Origin of the sequence: Rhodosalinus sp. FB01 (genome assembly GCF_041365715.1) — a bacterium.
In the GTDB taxonomy this organism is placed as follows: domain Bacteria; phylum Pseudomonadota; class Alphaproteobacteria; order Rhodobacterales; family Rhodobacteraceae; genus Rhodosalinus.
This window is the reverse complement of sequence record NZ_JBGFSH010000009.1, coordinates 116,068-132,869: the sequence shown is the minus strand read 5'-3', so window position 1 is coordinate 132,869 and position 16,802 is coordinate 116,068. Positions and strand designations below refer to the sequence as shown.

General features: G+C 68.5%; 18 protein-coding genes and 1 tRNA gene. 7 read left to right on the top strand and 12 right to left on the bottom strand.

All coding sequences use genetic code 11. The features are described from left to right. Window positions 1-41: 41 nt before the first annotated feature. Together AB6A65_RS13495 and AB6A65_RS13490 are read right to left on the bottom strand one after the other, a co-directional pair. On the bottom strand, window positions 42-1,223 hold the full coding sequence (locus AB6A65_RS13495; RefSeq protein WP_371038911.1) for a DUF6538 domain-containing protein: 1,182 nt from the start codon (window positions 1,221-1,223) through the stop codon (window positions 42-44). Between the two features lie 65 nt (window positions 1,224-1,288). Further along, a tRNA-Leu gene (locus AB6A65_RS13490) sits at window positions 1,289-1,375 on the bottom strand. Window positions 1,376-1,508: 133 nt separating this feature from the next. On the opposite strand from AB6A65_RS13490, the gene AB6A65_RS13485 reads away from it, so the two are divergent. Continuing rightward, a complete protein-coding gene (locus AB6A65_RS13485; RefSeq protein ID WP_371038910.1) occupies window positions 1,509-2,492 on the top strand; it encodes a complex I NDUFA9 subunit family protein in 984 nt (327 codons plus the stop codon). 9 nt (window positions 2,493-2,501) lie between these two features. Here the strand turns inward: AB6A65_RS13485 and AB6A65_RS13480 are convergent, their stop codons facing one another. The 4 genes from AB6A65_RS13480 to AB6A65_RS13465 all read right to left on the bottom strand — a co-directional run bounded on the left by AB6A65_RS13480 (window position 2,502) and on the right by AB6A65_RS13465 (window position 4,132). Then, window positions 2,502-2,759 carry a DUF6455 family protein gene (locus AB6A65_RS13480; RefSeq protein WP_371038909.1) on the bottom strand — a complete coding sequence of 86 codons (258 nt, stop codon included), beginning with the start codon at window positions 2,757-2,759 and terminating at the stop codon, window positions 2,502-2,504. After that, window positions 2,756-3,046, bottom strand: a complete 291-nt coding sequence (locus AB6A65_RS13475) for a DUF6455 family protein (RefSeq protein WP_371038908.1) — start codon at window positions 3,044-3,046, stop codon at window positions 2,756-2,758. Before AB6A65_RS13475 ends, AB6A65_RS13480 begins: the two co-directional genes overlap by 4 nt. A 10-nt stretch (window positions 3,047-3,056) precedes the next feature. After that, on the bottom strand, window positions 3,057-3,314 hold the full coding sequence (locus tag AB6A65_RS13470) for a DUF6455 family protein (protein ID WP_371038907.1): 258 nt from the start codon (window positions 3,312-3,314) through the stop codon (window positions 3,057-3,059). Window positions 3,315-3,406: 92 nt separating this feature from the next. Then, entirely contained in the window at window positions 3,407-4,132 is a 726-nt protein-coding gene (locus tag AB6A65_RS13465; protein ID WP_371038906.1) for a M48 family metallopeptidase, read from the bottom strand. 128 nt (window positions 4,133-4,260) lie between these two features. Between AB6A65_RS13465 and AB6A65_RS13460 the strand changes: the two genes are divergently transcribed. Next, a complete protein-coding gene (locus tag AB6A65_RS13460) occupies window positions 4,261-4,497 on the top strand; it encodes a hypothetical protein (protein WP_371038905.1) in 237 nt (78 codons plus the stop codon). A 15-nt stretch (window positions 4,498-4,512) separates the two neighbouring features. Here AB6A65_RS13460 and AB6A65_RS13455 read toward each other — a convergent pair whose 3' ends face one another. After that, window positions 4,513-4,767: a DUF167 domain-containing protein gene (locus AB6A65_RS13455; protein WP_371038904.1), complete on the bottom strand. Its 255-nt coding sequence runs from the start codon at window positions 4,765-4,767 to the stop codon at window positions 4,513-4,515. A 103-nt stretch (window positions 4,768-4,870) separates the two neighbouring features. Between AB6A65_RS13455 and AB6A65_RS13450 the strand changes: the two genes are divergently transcribed. After that, window positions 4,871-5,449, top strand: coding sequence for a nitroreductase (locus AB6A65_RS13450; protein ID WP_371038903.1), 579 nt, complete (start codon window positions 4,871-4,873; stop codon window positions 5,447-5,449). Continuing rightward, the gene (locus AB6A65_RS13445; RefSeq protein WP_371038902.1) at window positions 5,434-6,144 is read left to right on the top strand and encodes an EI24 domain-containing protein; all 711 of its coding nucleotides are present in this window, start codon (window positions 5,434-5,436) and stop codon (window positions 6,142-6,144) included. Before AB6A65_RS13450 ends, AB6A65_RS13445 begins: the two co-directional genes overlap by 16 nt. Here the strand turns inward: AB6A65_RS13445 and AB6A65_RS13440 are convergent. Together AB6A65_RS13440 and mce are read right to left on the bottom strand one after the other, a co-directional pair. Then, window positions 6,101-6,394 (bottom strand): DUF1467 family protein, encoded by a 294-nt coding sequence (locus AB6A65_RS13440; RefSeq protein ID WP_371038901.1) that lies wholly within the window; start codon window positions 6,392-6,394, stop codon window positions 6,101-6,103. The two genes, AB6A65_RS13445 and AB6A65_RS13440, sit on opposite strands and share 44 nt — an antisense overlap. Before the next feature lie 47 nt (window positions 6,395-6,441). Further along, on the bottom strand, window positions 6,442-6,846 hold the full coding sequence (gene mce, locus AB6A65_RS13435; RefSeq protein WP_371038900.1) for a methylmalonyl-CoA epimerase: 405 nt from the start codon (window positions 6,844-6,846) through the stop codon (window positions 6,442-6,444). Window positions 6,847-6,996: 150 nt separating this feature from the next. Here mce and AB6A65_RS13430 point away from each other — a divergent pair, with 150 nt between their 5' ends. Next, complete coding sequence (locus tag AB6A65_RS13430) at window positions 6,997-7,716, top strand: response regulator (protein ID WP_371038899.1); 720 nt, start codon at window positions 6,997-6,999, stop codon at window positions 7,714-7,716. 19 nt (window positions 7,717-7,735) lie between these two features. Here AB6A65_RS13430 and aspS read toward each other — a convergent pair whose 3' ends face one another. Continuing rightward, on the bottom strand, window positions 7,736-9,511 hold the full coding sequence (gene aspS, locus AB6A65_RS13425) for an aspartate--tRNA ligase (RefSeq protein ID WP_371038898.1): 1,776 nt from the start codon (window positions 9,509-9,511) through the stop codon (window positions 7,736-7,738). Window positions 9,512-9,721: 210 nt separating this feature from the next. Here aspS and AB6A65_RS13420 point away from each other — a divergent pair, with 210 nt between their 5' ends. Further along, window positions 9,722-10,939, top strand: coding sequence for a class I SAM-dependent methyltransferase (locus AB6A65_RS13420; RefSeq protein ID WP_371038897.1), 1,218 nt, complete (start codon window positions 9,722-9,724; stop codon window positions 10,937-10,939). Here AB6A65_RS13420 and bchJ read toward each other — a convergent pair. Together bchJ and bchE are read right to left on the bottom strand one after the other, a co-directional pair. After that, window positions 10,923-11,555 (bottom strand): bacteriochlorophyll 4-vinyl reductase, encoded by a 633-nt coding sequence (gene bchJ / locus AB6A65_RS13415; RefSeq protein WP_371038896.1) that lies wholly within the window; start codon window positions 11,553-11,555, stop codon window positions 10,923-10,925. The genes AB6A65_RS13420 and bchJ overlap by 17 nt on opposite strands. Beyond that, window positions 11,548-13,212 (bottom strand): magnesium-protoporphyrin IX monomethyl ester anaerobic oxidative cyclase, encoded by a 1,665-nt coding sequence (bchE, locus tag AB6A65_RS13410; protein WP_371038895.1) that lies wholly within the window; start codon window positions 13,210-13,212, stop codon window positions 11,548-11,550. The genes bchJ and bchE overlap by 8 nt, the downstream gene beginning before the upstream one ends. A 202-nt stretch (window positions 13,213-13,414) precedes the next feature. Between bchE and carB the strand changes: the two genes are divergently transcribed. Next, window positions 13,415-16,717: a carbamoyl-phosphate synthase large subunit gene (gene carB / locus AB6A65_RS13405; protein ID WP_371038894.1), complete on the top strand. Its 3,303-nt coding sequence runs from the start codon at window positions 13,415-13,417 to the stop codon at window positions 16,715-16,717. Window positions 16,718-16,802 lie beyond the last annotated feature (85 nt).

Sequence of the window (16,802 nt, the reverse complement as noted above, 5' to 3'; positions counted from 1 at the left end):
AGCTTTTCTTTGGCTGAGCAGAGGCGTAGTACCAACACAGGCTACGCAGTCGCCGCCATCCATTTGGCAAGTACCTTTAGCGGATACCCTTTGCCATAACCGTGCCCCACACCGTCAGTCTGCCAGCCGCCGATCTGGTCCACGATGTCGGCAGGGCACTCGATGGCTCGAAGACGGTCGCGCATGGAGTGCCGAAAGCTGTGCATGGTGCAGCGGCCTGAGACCTGTGGCTTGATCCATTTGTTCAAAGCAGCGCTTGCCGAGTTGGCGTTCGTGGTTTCGCCCTTGTTGTACCGAGGGAAGGCAAACTTGCTATCTATCTGTTCTGCCATGACACGCCGGGCGGCCCACAGCGCTTCTCCGACCAAAGGAACTGACCTGGCGCTGGTCGAGGTCTTCAATCGGCGCCACGGATGCTCGCGCACGACGACATGCGGAATAGGTCCGTCTAGCTTGATGTCGTCACGGAGGAGACCTGCGGCTTCCGCGAGACGCATTCCGGTGTCAGAGACCATCGCAACAAGCCATCGCGCTTGGTCGTCCATGGCCCGGCATTTCACTTGCACCTTCCTGATGTCAGCAATCGACATCGGCTCGCGCCCTTCGACCCCTGCTGTCCTGTCGTAGTAGACCCCAGCGAAAGGGTTCCTCAGCGTGATCCCGATCTCCGAGGCGGCGAAGTTGATCACGGACCTGATAATACCGAAGATCCGCGTGACACTGCTTCCAGAGAGCTTGCGGGCGATCAGGGCATCGCGGAACGCGTTAGCGTCGGCCCGAGTATAGGCGGTGATGTCCTTGTCACCGCAGATGTCGATGACATAGCCGCACGACCGCTCGGCAGCCCGGTGAAACGTAGCCGGGCGGTTCGCGCCCTTCAGACGCAGGTATACAGCGACGGCCTCGCTCAACGTGATGCCGGGCTGCTGCGGCGCATTCTCTGGGCCGGGGACCACGACTGGTCCCGTGGGATGCGGCTTGCTTACACGGAGCATGTGCTTGCCTGGCAGGTCCAGGTTTTGCATCCGAAGGAAGTGCCAATGCTCATCGAGTTGCTGGGACGCCTTCGTGGCTCTCGCCTTCGCAACCGCCGCCTTCCGGGTCCGAAGTGAGAACGAGATCTTGGTGCTCGTGTAATGGTCGCGAAGGTCGTTCGGGATCTTTCTCGCGAAGTAGAAGATGCCGTGTTTCACAAATGTGAAGTGGACAGTCTGGTACTCCATTTGGTACTACGCCTCTGCTCAGCCAAAGAAAAGCTGATGCAAAACAGAGGGTTACCTGAAGGGATTGGTGCCCAGGAGAGGACTCGAACCTCCACGCCCGTACGGGCACTAGCACCTGAAGCTAGCGCGTCTACCAGTTCCGCCACCTGGGCAGGTGTCGTGAGCGGCGGTGTAGCCCCGGCCCCGGGACCTGTCAACGGCGATTCGACGAGGTGCCGGGCCGCCTTGTTTCACCCCCGGCCGGGCGGTAAGGAAGGCGCGTCACACGCGTAGCGGAGGCCCATGATGGCGCAGCTCGTCACGATCTACGGCGGCTCGGGATTCCTCGGGCGCTACATCGCGCGGCGAATGGCCCAGGAAGGCTGGCGCGTGCGCGTCGCGGTGCGGAATCCGAACGACGCGCATTTCGTGCGCCCCTATGGTGTCGTCGGACAGGTCGAGCCGCTTTTCTGCAATATCCGTGACGACGCCAGCGTCGCCGCCGTCGCGCAGGGCGCGGACGCGGTCGTCAACTGCGTGGGCACCTTCGATTCGTTCGGCAAGAACAACTTCGACGCGGTACAGGCCGAGGGCGCGGGCCGAATCGCCCGGATCGCGGCGGAGGCCGGCGCGGCGCGCATGGTCCAGATCTCGGCGATCGGCGCCGATCCCGAGGGTCCCAGTCTCTACGCGCGCAGCAAGGCCGAAGGAGAGCGCCGGGTGCTCGAGGCGATGCCGCAGGCGGTGATCCTGCGGCCCTCGGTCCTGTTCGGCCCGGAGGACGACTTCTTCAACCGGTTCGCGGGCATGGCGCGGTTCAGCCCGGCGATCCCGGTCGTCGGCGCGAATGTCCGATTCCAGCCGGCCTATGTCGACGATGTCGCGGCCGCGGCGGTGGAGGGCGTCACCGGCCGTGCCGAGCCCGGCATCTACGAGCTGGGCGGCCCGGACGTCGACACGTTCCGCGAACTCATGCAGCTCATGCTGGGCGTGATCCGGCGGCGCCGCCTGGTGATCAGCGTGCCATTCTGGGTGGCGCGGATCATGGCGGCTGGCCTCGACGGGCTGGAGCGCGCCACGCTTCGGCTTTATCGCAACGGCACACTGACCCGTGACCAGGTGCGTCAGCTCGGCCGCGACAACGTCGTCGCGGACGGGGCGCGCGGCTTTGCCGAGCTCGGCATCGCGCCTGTGTCGATGGAGGCGGTGCTGCCCGAGTACCTTTGGCGCTTCCGGCCCTCGGGCCAGTATACCGCGATCAAGGACTCGGCCCGCAACCTGCGGGACTGACCGCCCCGGTCACGCCTTCAGCGCGATCATCGCCCCGTAGTTCCGGCACCCCGTCAGCGGGGCCGGCGCATGACCGATGCTTTGCCTGCCCAGCCATTCCTGGCAGGCCCGCGCCTGAGGACAGGCGGCACAGTTCTCGACCATCCGGGCATAGACCTGCGGCGTGAGCCGTTCGGCGGCGAGCGCGTCGGACAGGCTGATGCCCATCGCCCGCGCCACGCTGCGCGTGATCCAGAAATGGCGCTCCGGGGTTCCGATCGCGTTCATGGCTGAGTGGCCTCCTTTTCCGGTTGCGAGAGCCTCGAACGGCGTTCGCCGTTGCGGCATCCCCGCGGCGGCGCGACCGCAGGACCGTTGTCGCGCTCGTGCAGATCGAGCCAACGCCCGCACCGCTCCGGCCTGTCGCAGGCGCGGCACCGGTCCACCATGTCGCGCCAGTCGGGCGCGGAAAGCCGCCCCCTGGCCCACGCCCCGGCGGTGTCCGCGCCGGTGACGCGCGCCATGCGCTGCAAGAGCCAGTAGTGCCGTCCGGGCGGGCCGAGAGGGCGCGGCACGACCCGCGCCTCAGCGTCCGCCGAGGCGGGCGAAAAGATCGGCGTTGCGGCAATATTCCGGCGCCGCGTCGCTGCCCGCGGCGTGCTCGTCGAGCCAGGCCTCGCACCGGCCGGGACTCGTGCACCCGCTGCAGGCAAGCACCGAGTCGGCGATCTCGTTGAAGGCGAGCTCGCCGCGAAGCGCCTTCTCCTCGAGGTCGATGCCCAGCGTCGTGGCCATCCGGTCCACGAGGTTGGCGTGGCGCTTGAGCGTCTTCTGTCCCTGCATGGCGGCCTCCTTCCATGACGTTACGGGAAGAAGGTGCCTGCCCGTCGCCGGGGGCGCCTTGATGCAGGTCAAGCCCGCCGGCCCGCCCCGGCTCAGAGCCCTGCCGCGACCCGGCGCACGAGGTCGATCCGCGCGGCGTTGGGCGGATGCGTGCCAAGGAAGCGGTTGCCGGGATCGGGAAGGCGCGTGAAGAAGGCCGCGCCGCGCACCGGGTCATAGCCCGCCCGCGCGGCGATCACCGTCCCGAGCGCGTCGGCCTCCAGCTCGAAATCCTTGGAGTAGCTCCGCGCCCCGAGGATCGCGCCGACTTCCTGGGCCGACCGCACCGCCTCGAGCCCGGCGCCACCGCGGGCCGCGATCTCTCCGAAAACCAGCGCGCCGGCTCGCGCGTTCTCGCGCTGGCGGTCGATATGCCCCAGAACATGGTGCGCCGCCTCGTGGCCGATCACGAAGGCCAATTCGTCGGCGTTGCGCACCGTGGCGATCAGCGGAATGTTGAGCGCCACGACCGGCCGCCCGGCCGGGTCGCGCGTCTGGAACGCGTTCGGCGGCAGCCCGGGGCGGTCGTCCACCACGATCCGGAAGTCGCAGTCGAGGGCCGGCGAGATCTCCCGGCACTCCGCTTCCGCGACAGGCTCCACCCTGTCCACCACCTCCACGAAACGGCGCACGGCGGCGTCGGCGCGGACGCGCGCCTCCTCGGACGGTGACGCGGCCGGGGCATCCGGGGTTTGCGGGACGGGAACCGGCGCGCAGCCGCCCAGCGTGATGGCGAGGGCGAGAAGGGCAAGCGCGGAACGGATGGCGGAGCCGAGCATCGTTTTCCCGTGACCTCGCGTTTCGACACCGGTCCCAGTATCGGCACGCCGCGGCCCGGTTCCAGACATTTCGGCGTGATCGGCCGATGAACTTGCACATCCGCCTCGCGCGCCGATAGGCTTCGGGCATGTTCAGCATCGAGCACGAATTCGACGCCACCGTGGTCACCCTCGTCGACGAGGGCGAGGTGCCGCTTCAGGAAGATGTCATCGTGCACGGCTTCGAGGAATGCGTGACGGTCGAGCAGTACGACCCGCGGACCGACCGGGTGAACCGCATCACGCTCTCCATGTCGCAGATGCGCGACCTCGCCGCGGCGATCGAGCTTCCCGAGGGCGTCTACAAGCGCCGCAACGGCGGCTGAGCGGCGCCTTGGCCGTCAGTCCAGACGGAACACCTTCTCGCGCGAGCGCGCGCCCCGCACGAGGGTCAGCCGCGTCTTCGCGACACCCATGGCCCGGGCCAGAAGCGCCTGCGCCGCGGTCGTCGCGCGGCCGCCTTCGGGCGGCGCGGTGACGTAGGCGCGCAGGCGCCCCGCCTCTTCGACGAGCCGCTCCCGCCCCGCGCGCGGCGTCACGCGCAGCGCGATCTGCGCGCCCGGCCGGGCGAGATGCGTAAGGTCCGGCAATGCCATGACATGTCCCTTCCAAGGGACGCGACCACCCGTCCAGAGCGCGTCGCCGCTTGAAACCCGCCTCGCCGCGGCCGAGATAGTCGGTATCACCGAAGGAGAGACCATGCCCGCGCCCAATCCCGCCGCTCTCGAATTCATGCTGAGCCGCCGCTCGCGCCCGGCCAAGACGCTGGGCGCCCCCGCCCCCGACCGCGCGGCGCTGGCGCCGATCCTGAAGGCGGCAGCGCGCGTGCCCGACCACGGCAAGCTGGAGCCGTGGCGCTTCGTCGTGCTGGAACGCGGGGCGCTCGACCGGCTGGCCGCCGCGGCGCGGGCACGGGCCGCCGAGCTCGGTCGGCCCGACCCCGACACCGACAAGGATGCCCGGCAATTCGCCGACAGCCCGCTCGCGGTGGCGGTGATCGAGGTGCAGAAGCCGTCGGAGAAGATCCCGCCGCTCGAACAGACCTATTCGGCCGGCGCGGCCTGCCTGTCGCTGCTCAATGCCGCGCTGGCCTCCGGCTGGGGCGCCAACTGGCTGTCCGGTTGGCCCGCCCACGACCCGACCTTCGGCCGCGCGGCGCTGGGCCTTGCGGACGGCGAACGGGTGGCCGGTTTCATCCATATCGGCACCGAAAGCGCCGCGCCGCCGGAACGCCCGCGGCCCGACCTCGACGCGATCGTCACATGGGTGACGGAGTGATCCTGGGCGATTTCCTCAAGGCGCTGGGCCAGATCGGCGACCGCCGCTTCCGCGCGGTGTTTTGGCGCGGGCTGGGGCTGACGGCGCTGCTGTTGGCGGCGGTTACCGCGGTGCTCGTCTGGGGGGTGGGCTGGCTCGTGGGCGATACCGTCACCCTCCCGCTTCTGGGCGAGGTCGGCTGGGTGGACAACGTGCTGAGCTGGGCGTTCCTGCTGCTCATGCTCGTGCTGTCGGTGTTCCTGATGGTGCCCGTCGCGTCGGCCTTCGTGTCCATGTTCCTCGAAGAGGTGGCCGAGGCCGTGGAGGATCGTCATTTCCCCGGCCTGCCGCCCGCGCCCGCCGTGCCCGTGTCCGATGCCGTGCGGGACGGTCTTGCCGCAATGGGCGTCCTGATCGCCGCGAACGCCGCGGCGCTTCTCTTGATCCTCGTGCTGCCGGTCGCGGGTGCGCCCGTCTTCATCGCCGTGAACGGCTACCTGCTCGGGCGGGAATACTTCACCGTGGCGGCGATGCGGCGCGAAGGGCGCGCGGGCGCGTTGCGGCTACGCCGGCGTCACGCGGCGACGATCTGGGCGGCCGGCGTGCTGATGGCGCTGCCGCTCGTCGTGCCGGTGCTGAACCTCTTCGTGCCGATCCTCGGCGCGGCCACCTTCACGCACCTGTATCACCGGCTGAAGGGGGACGCATCCGGTTGAAGAAGGCGATGTCCTGCACCGTGATCCATCCCGACAGGACGATGCCCGCGATCACCGCCCAGAGAAGCAGGGAGACCACCGTGACGATCCGGATCTTCCGGCCCAGGTGATGATGTTCGGGCGCGCTCGCATGCGTGCCGTCGGTCACCTTGCCGAGATCGCCCTGGGTCTGGATCCGGATGGGCAGCGCGACCAGCAGCGTCATGAACCAGATGACGGCGTAGAGCACGAGCGCCGAGGCGATGGACATGCGGGGATCCTTTCAGGCTTGCGCCGGCGGCGGCGCGGCTGCCGGGCTCAGACTTCCTCGAGTTCGATCAGGCAGCCGTTGAAATCCTTGGGGTGCAGGAAGAGCACGGGCTTGCCATGCGCGCCGATCTTCGGCTCGCCCGAGCCGAGAACGCGCGCGCCGCTCTCGCGTAGCTTGTCGCGGGCGGCGAGGATATCCTCCACCTCGTAGCAGACGTGGTGGATGCCGCCGGCAGGGTTCTTTTCGAGAAAGCCCTTGATCGGGCTCTCCTCGCCCAGCGGGTACAGGAGTTCGATCTTGGTGTTGGGAAGCTCGATGAAGACGACCGTGACGCCGTGGTCCGGCTCGTCCTGCGGGGCACCCACCCGGGCGCCCAGCGCGCCGCGATACTGCGCGGCGGCCGCCTCGAGGTCGGGCACGGCGATGGCGACGTGGTTCAGACGTCCGATCATGGGACGGGGCCTTCCTGTTTCGCGCGTTGCCATCATATGGGACAGGAAGCACCGCGGCCGCAAGGGGAAGCCGCGGCGCTTAACCCCTCCTTCACCACGCGGGGCCAATGCTCCGACTCGGCCAGCACACCGCGTGAGAGGAGACCGCCAATGGACGAACACGACCGCATCTTCCCGCTTCGCCGCCCCGCCGGCGCGGGCCCGCTTGCCGGGCTGACCGTCCTCGCCGTGGAGGACAGCCGCTTCGCGAGCGAGGCGTTGCGCCTTCTGTGCCTGCGGTCCGGCGCGCGCATTCGCCGCGCCGACAGTCTTGCCGCCGCGCGGCGCCATCTCGCCGTCTACCGGCCCAGCGTGCTGCTGGTGGACATGGGGCTGCCCGACGGGTCGGGCGCCCAGCTCCTGGCCGAGGCCGCGCGCGCCACGGCGGCGGCCCAGGTCATACTGGGGCTGAGCGGCGATCCCTGCGCCGAAGGCGCGGCGCTCGCCGCCGGTGCCCACGGGTTCCTGCCGAAGCCCTTGCCGGGGCTCGCCGCCTTCCAGCGCGCGGTGCTCAGCCGCCTGCCGGACAGCGTCGAGGTACCGGCGCCCGGGCGCGCCGCGATCGGGGCCATGCCCCGGCCCGACCCGATCGCCTACCACGACGACCTCGAGCATGCCGCCAGGGCCCTGTCCGGCAAGACGGGGCCGGCCGGGCTCGACTACGTCGCGCAGTTCCTGGGCGGGGTGGCCCGGATCGCGGAGGATGCGCCTCTGGCCGAGGCCGCGAGGGCCCTCGCGGCCGCCCGCGCCGAGGGGCGCGCCGGGCGCAGTGCGCTGGCGCATGTCACGGGGCTTTTGCAGGAGCGGCTATCGGAACGGGCGGCGATGTGATCGCCGCCCGCGGGGCGCGTCAGTCCCGCTCCACCACGCGCAGGGAGAGTTCCATCATCTGTTCCGGCGACGGCTGGGACGGCGCGCCCATCATCAGGTCCTCGGCCCGCTGGTTCATCGGGAAGGGGATCACCTCGCGGATGTTGAGCTCGTCGGCGAGCAGCATCACGATCCGGTCGATCCCGGCAGCACAGCCCCCATGCGGCGGGGCGCCGTACTGGAAGGCGGTCGCAAGCCCGCCGAAGCGGCGGCGCACCTCCGCCTCGCTGTAGCCCGCGATGGCGAAGGTCTTCAGCATCACGTCCAGCCGGTGGTTCCGGATCGCCCCCGAGACCAGCTCGTAGCCGTTGCAGGCGAGATCGTACTGGAACCCCTTCACCGCCAGCGGGTCGCCCTCCAGCGCGTCGATCCCGCCCTGCGGCATCGAGAAGGGGTTGTGCTCGAAGTCGATCTCGCCCGTCTCCGCGTCCTTCTCGAAGATCGGGAAATCCACGATCCAGGCGAAGGCGAAGCGGTTCTCGTCGAGGTGGTTCAACTCGCGGCCGATCACGTCGCGCGCCCGCGCGGCGACGGTCTGGAACTCCTTCGGCCGGCCACCGAGGAAGAAGGCGGCGTCGCCCTTGCCGAGGCCGAGCTGCCGGCGGATCGCCTCGGTCCGCTCCGGGCCGATGTTCTTGGCCAGCGGCCCGGCGGCTTCCACCCCGTCCTCGCCGTCGCGCCAGAAGATGTAGCCCATCCCCGGCAGCCCCTGCTCCTGCGCGAACTTGTTCATCCGGTCGCAGAACTTGCGCGAGCCGCCGCCCGGTGCGGGGATGACGCGGATCTCGGTGCCCTCCTGCTCCAGCAGCGAGGCGAAGATCGCGAAGCCCGAGCCGCGGAAATGCTCCGACACGGTCTGCATCTTGATCGGGTTGCGCAGATCGGGCTTGTCGGTTCCGTAATGCAGCATCGCGTCGGCGAAGCTGATCTGCGGCCAGACCTTGTCGACCTTGCGGCCGCCGCCGAACTCCTCGAACACGCCCTCGATCACTGGCTGGATCGTATCGAAGACGTCCTGCTGGGTGACGAAGCTCATTTCCATGTCGAGCTGGTAGAAATCGGTGGGCGAGCGGTCGGCGCGGGGATCCTCGTCGCGGAAGCAGGGCGCGATCTGGAAGTACTTGTCGAAGCCCGAGACCATCAGCAGCTGCTTGAACTGCTGCGGCGCCTGCGGCAGCGCGTAGAACCGCCCCGGATGCAGGCGCGACGGCACGAGGAAGTCGCGCGCGCCCTCGGGCGAGGAGGCGGTGATGATCGGCGTCTGGTACTCCCGAAAGCCGATGTCCCACATCCGGCGGCGAATCGAGGCGACCACGTCCGACCGAAGCGTCATGTTGCGCTGCATCTCCTCGCGCCGCAGATCGAGGTAGCGATACCGAAGGCGCGTCTCCTCGGGGTATTCCTGGTCTCCGAACACCATCAGCGGCAATTCCGCGGCGGCGCCCAGCACCTCGATGTCGCGGATGTAGACCTCGATCTCGCCGGTGGGGATCTTGGGATTGATGAGCGAGGGATCGCGCGCCTTCACCTCGCCGTCGATGCGGACGCACCATTCCGAGCGCACCTTCTCCACCTCGGCAAAGACCGCGCTGTCGGGATCGCACAGCACCTGCGTGATGCCGTAGTGGTCGCGTAGATCGATGAAAAGCACGCCGCCGTGGTCGCGCACGCGGTGCACCCATCCCGAAAGGCGCACGGTCTGGCCCACGTCGCTGGTGCTGAGCTCGGCGCAGGTGTGGCTGCGATAAGGGTGCATGTCGGCCTCCGGTCCGCGGTTCCGCGCCGAGAAACAGGGCTTGGCGGGCGAAGTCAAGGTGCGGGCGCGCGGGCGGATTTTGCGATTCCCGTACTCGGTGGCATACTGCGCGACCGGGAGTGCAGGAAAGTCTTTGGCGGCGGTGCCCGCGGCGCCTCCGGGAAGTGGGGGACGATGTGGAGAAGCAGCTTTGAAGGAATGTTGCGGCGCATGATCCGGAAGGGCCGGCTGAAGGTGATCGGCCCGGACGGCAAGGCCGCGGAGTTCGGTCCCGGCGGAGAAGGATACGCGGCAGAGGTTCGCATCGCCGAAGAGGCGGTCTATCGCCGGATCTGCCTAGCCCCGGAACTGGCGCTGGGCGAGGGCTACATGAACGGCACGATCGAGATCGCGACCGACCAGCTCGAGCCTCTGCTGCGGCTTCTCGTCTCCAACCGCGGCAATGCCGACAACAGCCAGAGCTACACGCCCGTCGCGCGGGCGCTCGGGGGCCTGCGTTTCGCGCTGCGCCGCTGGGCCATGCGCAACACGCCGCTTTCGGCGCGGCGCAACGTGGCGCATCACTACGATCTTTCCGACGATCTTTACGGTCTCTTCCTCGACGAGGACTGGCAGTACAGCTGCGCCTATTTCGCCCGGCCGGACATGACGCTGGAAGAGGCGCAGGCTGCCAAGAAAGCGCATATCGCGGAAAAGCTGATGATCCGACCCGACGACCGGGTGCTCGACATCGGCTGCGGCTGGGGCGGCATGGCGCTCACGCTCGCGAGGGATTACGGCGCGCGCGTCCTGGGCGTGACGCTGTCGGAAAACCAGCTCGGGCGCGCCCGGGCGCGGGCCGAGGCCGCGGGGCTTTCGCACCGCGTCGAGTTCCGGCTGCTCGATTACCGCAAGCTCGACGAGCGCTTCGACCGCATCGTCAGCGTCGGGATGCTGGAGCATGTCGGCCTGCCGCAGCTGCCCGTCTATTTCGACAAGGTGCGCGACCTGCTCGCCCCGGACGGCGTGGCGCTCATCCACACGATCGGCCGGGTGTCGCCGCCGACCACGCAATCCGCCTGGCTCAGCAAGTACATCTTTCCCGGCGGCTACGTGCCATCGCTCTCCGAGCTCGCGGTTCCGGTCGAGGCGTCGGAGCTCTGGATCACCGATCTGGAAGTCCTTGCCGGCCATTACCATTACGCCCGGACGCTGCGCGAATGGCGGCACCGGTTCGAGGCCAATCTCGACGCGGTGCGCACGCTCAACGACGAGCGTTTTGTGCGCATGTGGCGCTACTACCTCACGGCATGCGAGGTGACATTCGACGAGACGCGGCAGGGCGTGTTCCAGCTTCAACTCGCCCATGACCAGACCATGGTTCCCGCCTCGCGCGCCTATCTCTACACGCCGCACCCCGCAGTGAGGCAGCTCAAGGCCGGCGAGTGACCGCGCGCGACGGGCGGGCGATCTCGAACCGGCAGGCGGGCGCGCCCGCGGCGCAGCACGCCGTCTCGGTACAGCGCATGTCGGGATGCGCGAGCGCGGCGTAAAGCGTGGTGAAGACGCCCGAGTGCCAGTCGCAGACGGGGCGCGGCGCCGTTTCACCGCGGACGACCGGATTGTCGGCGATTTCGAAACAGAAAGGCGTTTTCACCGAGAACCGACCCGAGCCGGCGAAGGGCCAGGCATTCGCGGCGATCGCGCGGGCCAGGAGGCGGGCGGCGAGCGGTGCGGGCAGCATCCTCAGAAGACGTTGCGCCGCGCGGGGGATGCGATGCGCGAGGATGTAGCGCCCGGTGCCCACGCCCGCCGCATGGGCGAGGTCGGGCGCGCGGCCGGGTGCGATCCGCCGCAGCTCCTGGTGCACGCGTGCCACGGGCCGCTCATCGATCATCCCGGTGCCGTCGGGCATCGCCTCGATCCCCGCCGCGGCGTAGACGGACCGGTCGAGCCCCGCCTCGCGCAGCAGCGGATCGAGCTGCAGCAGCGCGTTCGGGCCGATGCGGGCGGCCGTGCCGCCCGCGGCGGAGGTGCCGTCGAAAGGCACCATGGCCTCAGACATTCTCCATCTGCTGGTCGGAGCCGCCGCAGGCGCGCACCTCGGCGCCGTTCGGCATCTTGAAGCCTTCCCGGCGTTCCGCGCCGCGCTCCTTCATCTGGGCGCGCACCGCCTCTCGCCGCTCGCGTGCACGCGCGGCGCGGTCGGCGGCCGCTTCCCAGTCGTCCATCTGCGCCTCGGCGATCTGGCGGGTTTCGTCGAAGTTGAAATCCACCTTGTCCTTCGATTGCGGGCCCCAGTAGCCGGCCTTGCCCAGGTCGTAGAAGGTCCGGTTGAAACCCGCCTTCAGGAAGGCCTTGAGGCACCCCAGGAGGTAGCGCCGCCGGTAGCCCGTGCCCCGCCAGGGGTAATGGAAGAGCGCCTTCTTCATGTAGAAGCGGCGATAGTTGTTCATCACGCCGTCCAGCAGCTCGCCCCGCTCCATCGCGGCGGGCTTCATGATCGGGGTGACGAAGTTGTATTTCGAGAAATCGAAGATCTCGACCTGATCCTTTAGTTCCTGGAAGAGCGGCGTGAACGGCCATGGCGTGTACATCGCCCAGTTCGCCAGGTCCGGCTGCCAGTCCCACGCCATCTGGTAGGTCTCTTCCAGCGTCTCCCGGGTCTCGTTGTCGAGGCCGACGATGAACTGCGCCTCGACGAGGATGTCGGCCTCGCGCAGCAGGCGGATGGCGGTCTTGTTCTCGTCGACCTTGGTTTCCTTGTTGAACTGGTCGAGTTTCATCTGCGCGGCGGCCTCCGTGCCGAGGCTGACATGCACCAGCCCCGCCTTGCGGTAGAATTTCAGCAGCTCCCGGTCGCGGTAGATGTCGGTGACGCGCGTGTTGATGCCCCACTGCACGCGGCGCGGCAGGTCGCGGTCGATCAGTTCCTGGCAGAACTCGATGAACTTCTTGCGGTTTATGGTGGGCTCCTCGTCCGCGAGGATGAAGAAACCGACGCCGTGGTTTTCCACCAGATCCTCGATCTCGTCCACGACGGCCTTCGGCTCGCGCACGCGGTAGTCGCGCCAGAACTTCCACTGCGAGCAGAAGGAGCAGGTGAACGGGCAGCCGCGCGCCATGTTGGGAATCGCCACGCGGGTGTTCAGCGGGATGTAGATGTATTTCTCCCACTCCAGCACGGTCCAGTCGGGCTTGATCGCCTCCATGTCCTTCACGGTGCTCGCGGCCTCGTTCGCCACGATCTGCTCGCCGTCACGGAACGCCAGGCCCTTGATGCGGTAGCGGTCGGCGGGCCAGCGCCCGTCCTGCACCGCGAGCATCAGCTCGGTCAGGATCTCCTCGCCCTCGCCGCGCACGATCACGTCGACCCAGGGCGCTTCCGACAGGACCTGCTTGTACATGAACGTGGCGTGGACCCCGCCGAGGACGCGCACCGCGCCGGGCACACGCTCCTGTGCGATGCGCAGCACTTCCTCGGCGCGGTAGATCGACGGGGTGATCGCCGTCACCCCCACCACGTCGGGCTGCAGCGCCTCGATGCGGCCGGCCAGATCCTCGTCGGCGATGTTGTCGGTCATCGCGTCGATGAAATGGATATCGTCGAAACCGGCCTGCCGCAGATGCCCGGTCAGGTAGGCGACCCAGGCAGGGGGCCAGGTGCCGGCGATCTCGGCCCCGCCGGAGCGGTAGTTGGGGTGGACGAACAGAATGCGCATGGCGAGTCTCCCTTTTGGGAAAATCTGACAGATCTAATGTCAAGTTTGATTGACACAGATCAAGCCCGCAGCCACGGCGCCGCGCCGACGCGGAGGGCCGTTCCGAGGTGTTCGGAAACGCCCGGCCGCCCCCCCCTTGCACCGCAGCCGCGCTTCTCTATAACCCGTGCGGATTTGCGCGCCGCAGCCCCTGAGGATTGACATGCCCAGACGCACCGACATCCAGTCGATCATGATCATCGGGGCGGGGCCGATCATCATCGGTCAGGCCTGCGAGTTCGACTACTCCGGCGCGCAGGCCTGCAAGGCGCTCCGGGAAGAAGGCTACCGGGTCGTCCTGGTCAACTCCAACCCGGCGACGATCATGACGGACCCCGGCCTCGCCGACGCCACCTATATCGAGCCGATAACCCCCGAGATCGTGGCCCGGATCATCGAGAAGGAGCGGCCCGACGCGCTCCTGCCCACGATGGGCGGGCAGACCGGCCTCAACACGGCGCTCAAGCTCGAGGAGATGGGCGTTCTGGACCGCTTCGGCGTGGAGATGATCGGCGCGCGGCGCGCGGCCATCGAGATGGCGGAGGACCGCAAGCTCTTCCGCGAGGCGATGGAGCGGATCGGCCTCGAGAACCCGAAGGCCACCATCGCGAACTCCATGGAAGAGGCCATGGCCGCGCTCGAGCATGTGGGCCTGCCGGCCATCATCCGCCCGGCCTACACGCTGGGCGGCACCGGCGGCGGCATCGCCTACAACCGCGACGATTTCGAGCATTACTGCCGCTCGGGCCTCGACGCCTCGCCCGTCAGCCAGATCCTGATCGACGAGAGCCTGCTTGGCTGGAAGGAGTTCGAGATGGAGGTGGTCCGCGACCGCGCGGACAACGCCATCATCGTCTGCTCCATCGAGAACGTGGATCCGATGGGCGTGCACACGGGCGATTCGATCACCGTCGCGCCGGCGCTCACGCTGACCGACAAGGAATACCAGATCATGCGCAACGGCTCGATCGCCGTCCTGCGCGAGATCGGCGTGGAGACCGGCGGCTCCAACGTGCAATGGGCGGTGAACCCCGAAGACGGGCGCATGGTGGTGATCGAGATGAACCCCCGCGTCTCGCGCTCCTCCGCGCTGGCCTCGAAGGCCACCGGCTTTCCCATCGCCAAGATCGCGGCGAAGCTTGCCGTGGGCTACACCCTCGACGAGCTCGACAACGACATCACCAAGGTCACGCCCGCCAGTTTCGAGCCGACGATCGACTATGTCGTGACCAAGATCCCGCGCTTCGCCTTCGAGAAGTTCCCGGGCGCCGAGCCCGACCTCACCCCCTCGATGAAGTCGGTGGGCGAGGCGATGGCCATCGGCCGGACGATCCACGAATCGATGCAGAAGGCGCTGTCGAGCCTCGAGACCGGGCTTTCCGGCTTCGACGAGATCGCGATCGACGGCGCCGACGATCCCGACCAGGCCCACGCCGCGATCGTCCGCGCGCTCTCGCGCAAGACGCCCGACCGGATTCGCGTGATCGCGCAGGCCATGCGCCATGGCCTCGACGACGAGGAGATCGGCGCCATCACCAGTTTCGATCCGTGGTTCCTCGCGCGGATCCGCGAGATCGTCGAGGCCGAGAACAGGCTGCGCCGGGACGGGCTGCCGGTCACGGAAGAGGGGCTGCGCGCGGCGAAGATGATGGGCTTCACCGATGCCCGCCTCGCGGAGCTGACGGGCCGGGAGGAGGCACAGGTCCGGCGCGCGCGCCTCAATCTCGGCGTCACCGCGGTCTTCAAGCGCATCGACACCTGCGCCGCCGAATTCGAGGCGCAGACGCCCTACATGTATTCCACCTACGAGGCGCCGATGATGGGCGAGGTGGAGTGCGAGGCGCGCCCCAGCGACCGGAAGAAGGTGGTGATCCTCGGCGGCGGTCCGAACCGGATCGGGCAGGGCATCGAGTTCGACTACTGCTGCTGCCACGCCTGCTTCGCACTGAGCGACGCGGGCTACGAGACCATCATGGTCAACTGCAACCCGGAGACGGTGTCCACCGACTACGACACCTCCGACCGCCTCTACTTCGAGCCGCTGACCTTCGAGCACGTGATGGAAATCCTCCGGGTGGAGCAGGAGGCCGGCACGCTGCACGGGGTCATCGTGCAGTTCGGCGGGCAGACGCCCCTGAAACTGGCCCGGGCGCTCGAGGCCGAGGGCATCCCGATCCTCGGCACCACGCCCGACGCGATCGACCTCGCCGAGGACCGGGAACGCTTCCAGGCGCTGGTGAACAAGCTCGATCTGAAACAGCCCCAGAACGGGATCGCGTCTTCCAAGGCGCAGGCCCGCGCCATTGCCGAGGAGATCGGCTTTCCGCTGGTGATCCGCCCGTCCTACGTTCTGGGCGGCCGCGCCATGGAGATCGTGCGCGACCAGGCCCACCTGGAACGCTACATCGACGAGGCCGTGGTGGTCTCGGGCAAGAGCCCCGTGCTTCTCGACGGCTACCTCTCCGGCGCGACGGAGGTGGACGTGGACGCCATCTCCGACGGGCGCGACGTGCACGTGGCCGGCATCATGCAGCACATCGAGGAGGCGGGCGTGCATTCGGGCGACTCCGCCTGCTGCCTGCCACCGCACTCGCTCTCCGCGCCCATCATCGAGGAGATCGAGCGCCAGACCCGCGCGCTGGCGCTGGAACTCGGCGTGGTGGGCCTGATGAACGTGCAGTTCGCGGTGAAGGACGGCGAGGTCTACCTGATCGAGGTGAACCCGCGCGCCTCGCGCACCGTGCCCTTCGTGGCCAAGGCCACCGACTCGGCCATCGCGTCCATCGCCGCGCGCGTCATGGCGGGCGAACCGCTCTCGGCCTTCTCCGGCCGGCCGCCCTACAAGGACGTGAGCTACGACCAGCCCCTGCCCCTCGCCGACCCGATGACGCTCGCGGACCCGGCGATGCCCTGGTTCTCGGTGAAGGAGGCGGTGATGCCCTTCGCCCGCTTTCCCGGCGTCGACACGATCCTCGGCCCCGAGATGCGCTCCACCGGCGAGGTGATGGGCTGGGACCGCTCCTTCGCGCGCGCGTTCCTCAAGGCGCAGCTCGGCGCCGGGATGGAGCTGCCCCAGTCGGGACGGGCCTTCGTGTCGATCCGGGACACCGACAAGGGCCCCCAGATGCTCGAGGCCGCCCGGCTTCTCACCGCGATGGGGCTGGAGATCGTCGCCACCCGCGGCACCGGCGCCTGGCTGACGGACAACGGTGTCGCGTGCGAGGTCGTGAACAAGGTCTACGAGGGCCGTCCCAACATCGTGGACCGGCTGAAGAACGCCGAGATCTCGCTGGTGATGAACACCACCGAAGGCGCGCAGGCGGTCGAGGACAGCCGCGAGATCCGCTCGGTCGCCCTTTACGCCAAGATCCCCTACTTCACCACCGCCGCCGCGAGCCACGCCGCGACGCTCGCCATGAAGGCGCGGGAAGAGGGCGAGCTGTCGGTGAAACCGCTTCAGGGCTGACGCCGCCAGCGCCTTCTTCTTGGCGCAAATACTCCGGGGGAGTCGCGGCGGAGCCGCGACGGGGGCAGCGCCCCCGCCACGGCCG

Coding starts and splice junctions, on each gene's coding strand:
- AB6A65_RS13495 (WP_371038911.1), bottom strand. CDS start 1,223: ATGGAGTACCAGACTGTCCACTTCACATTTGTGAAACACGGCATCTTC.
- AB6A65_RS13485 (WP_371038910.1), top strand. CDS start 1,509: ATGGCGCAGCTCGTCACGATCTACGGCGGCTCGGGATTCCTCGGGCGC.
- AB6A65_RS13480 (WP_371038909.1), bottom strand. CDS start 2,759: ATGAACGCGATCGGAACCCCGGAGCGCCATTTCTGGATCACGCGCAGC.
- AB6A65_RS13470 (WP_371038907.1), bottom strand. CDS start 3,314: ATGCAGGGACAGAAGACGCTCAAGCGCCACGCCAACCTCGTGGACCGG.
- AB6A65_RS13465 (WP_371038906.1), bottom strand. CDS start 4,132: ATGCTCGGCTCCGCCATCCGTTCCGCGCTTGCCCTTCTCGCCCTCGCC.
- AB6A65_RS13460 (WP_371038905.1), top strand. CDS start 4,261: ATGTTCAGCATCGAGCACGAATTCGACGCCACCGTGGTCACCCTCGTC.
- AB6A65_RS13455 (WP_371038904.1), bottom strand. CDS start 4,767: ATGGCATTGCCGGACCTTACGCATCTCGCCCGGCCGGGCGCGCAGATC.
- AB6A65_RS13450 (WP_371038903.1), top strand. CDS start 4,871: ATGCCCGCGCCCAATCCCGCCGCTCTCGAATTCATGCTGAGCCGCCGC.
- AB6A65_RS13445 (WP_371038902.1), top strand. CDS start 5,434: ATGGGTGACGGAGTGATCCTGGGCGATTTCCTCAAGGCGCTGGGCCAG.
- AB6A65_RS13440 (WP_371038901.1), bottom strand. CDS start 6,394: ATGTCCATCGCCTCGGCGCTCGTGCTCTACGCCGTCATCTGGTTCATG.
- mce (WP_371038900.1), bottom strand. CDS start 6,846: ATGATCGGACGTCTGAACCACGTCGCCATCGCCGTGCCCGACCTCGAG.
- AB6A65_RS13430 (WP_371038899.1), top strand. CDS start 6,997: ATGGACGAACACGACCGCATCTTCCCGCTTCGCCGCCCCGCCGGCGCG.
- aspS (WP_371038898.1), bottom strand. CDS start 9,511: ATGCACCCTTATCGCAGCCACACCTGCGCCGAGCTCAGCACCAGCGAC.
- AB6A65_RS13420 (WP_371038897.1), top strand. CDS start 9,722: ATGATCCGGAAGGGCCGGCTGAAGGTGATCGGCCCGGACGGCAAGGCC.
- bchJ (WP_371038896.1), bottom strand. CDS start 11,555: ATGTCTGAGGCCATGGTGCCTTTCGACGGCACCTCCGCCGCGGGCGGC.
- bchE (WP_371038895.1), bottom strand. CDS start 13,212: ATGCGCATTCTGTTCGTCCACCCCAACTACCGCTCCGGCGGGGCCGAG.
- carB (WP_371038894.1), top strand. CDS start 13,415: ATGCCCAGACGCACCGACATCCAGTCGATCATGATCATCGGGGCGGGG.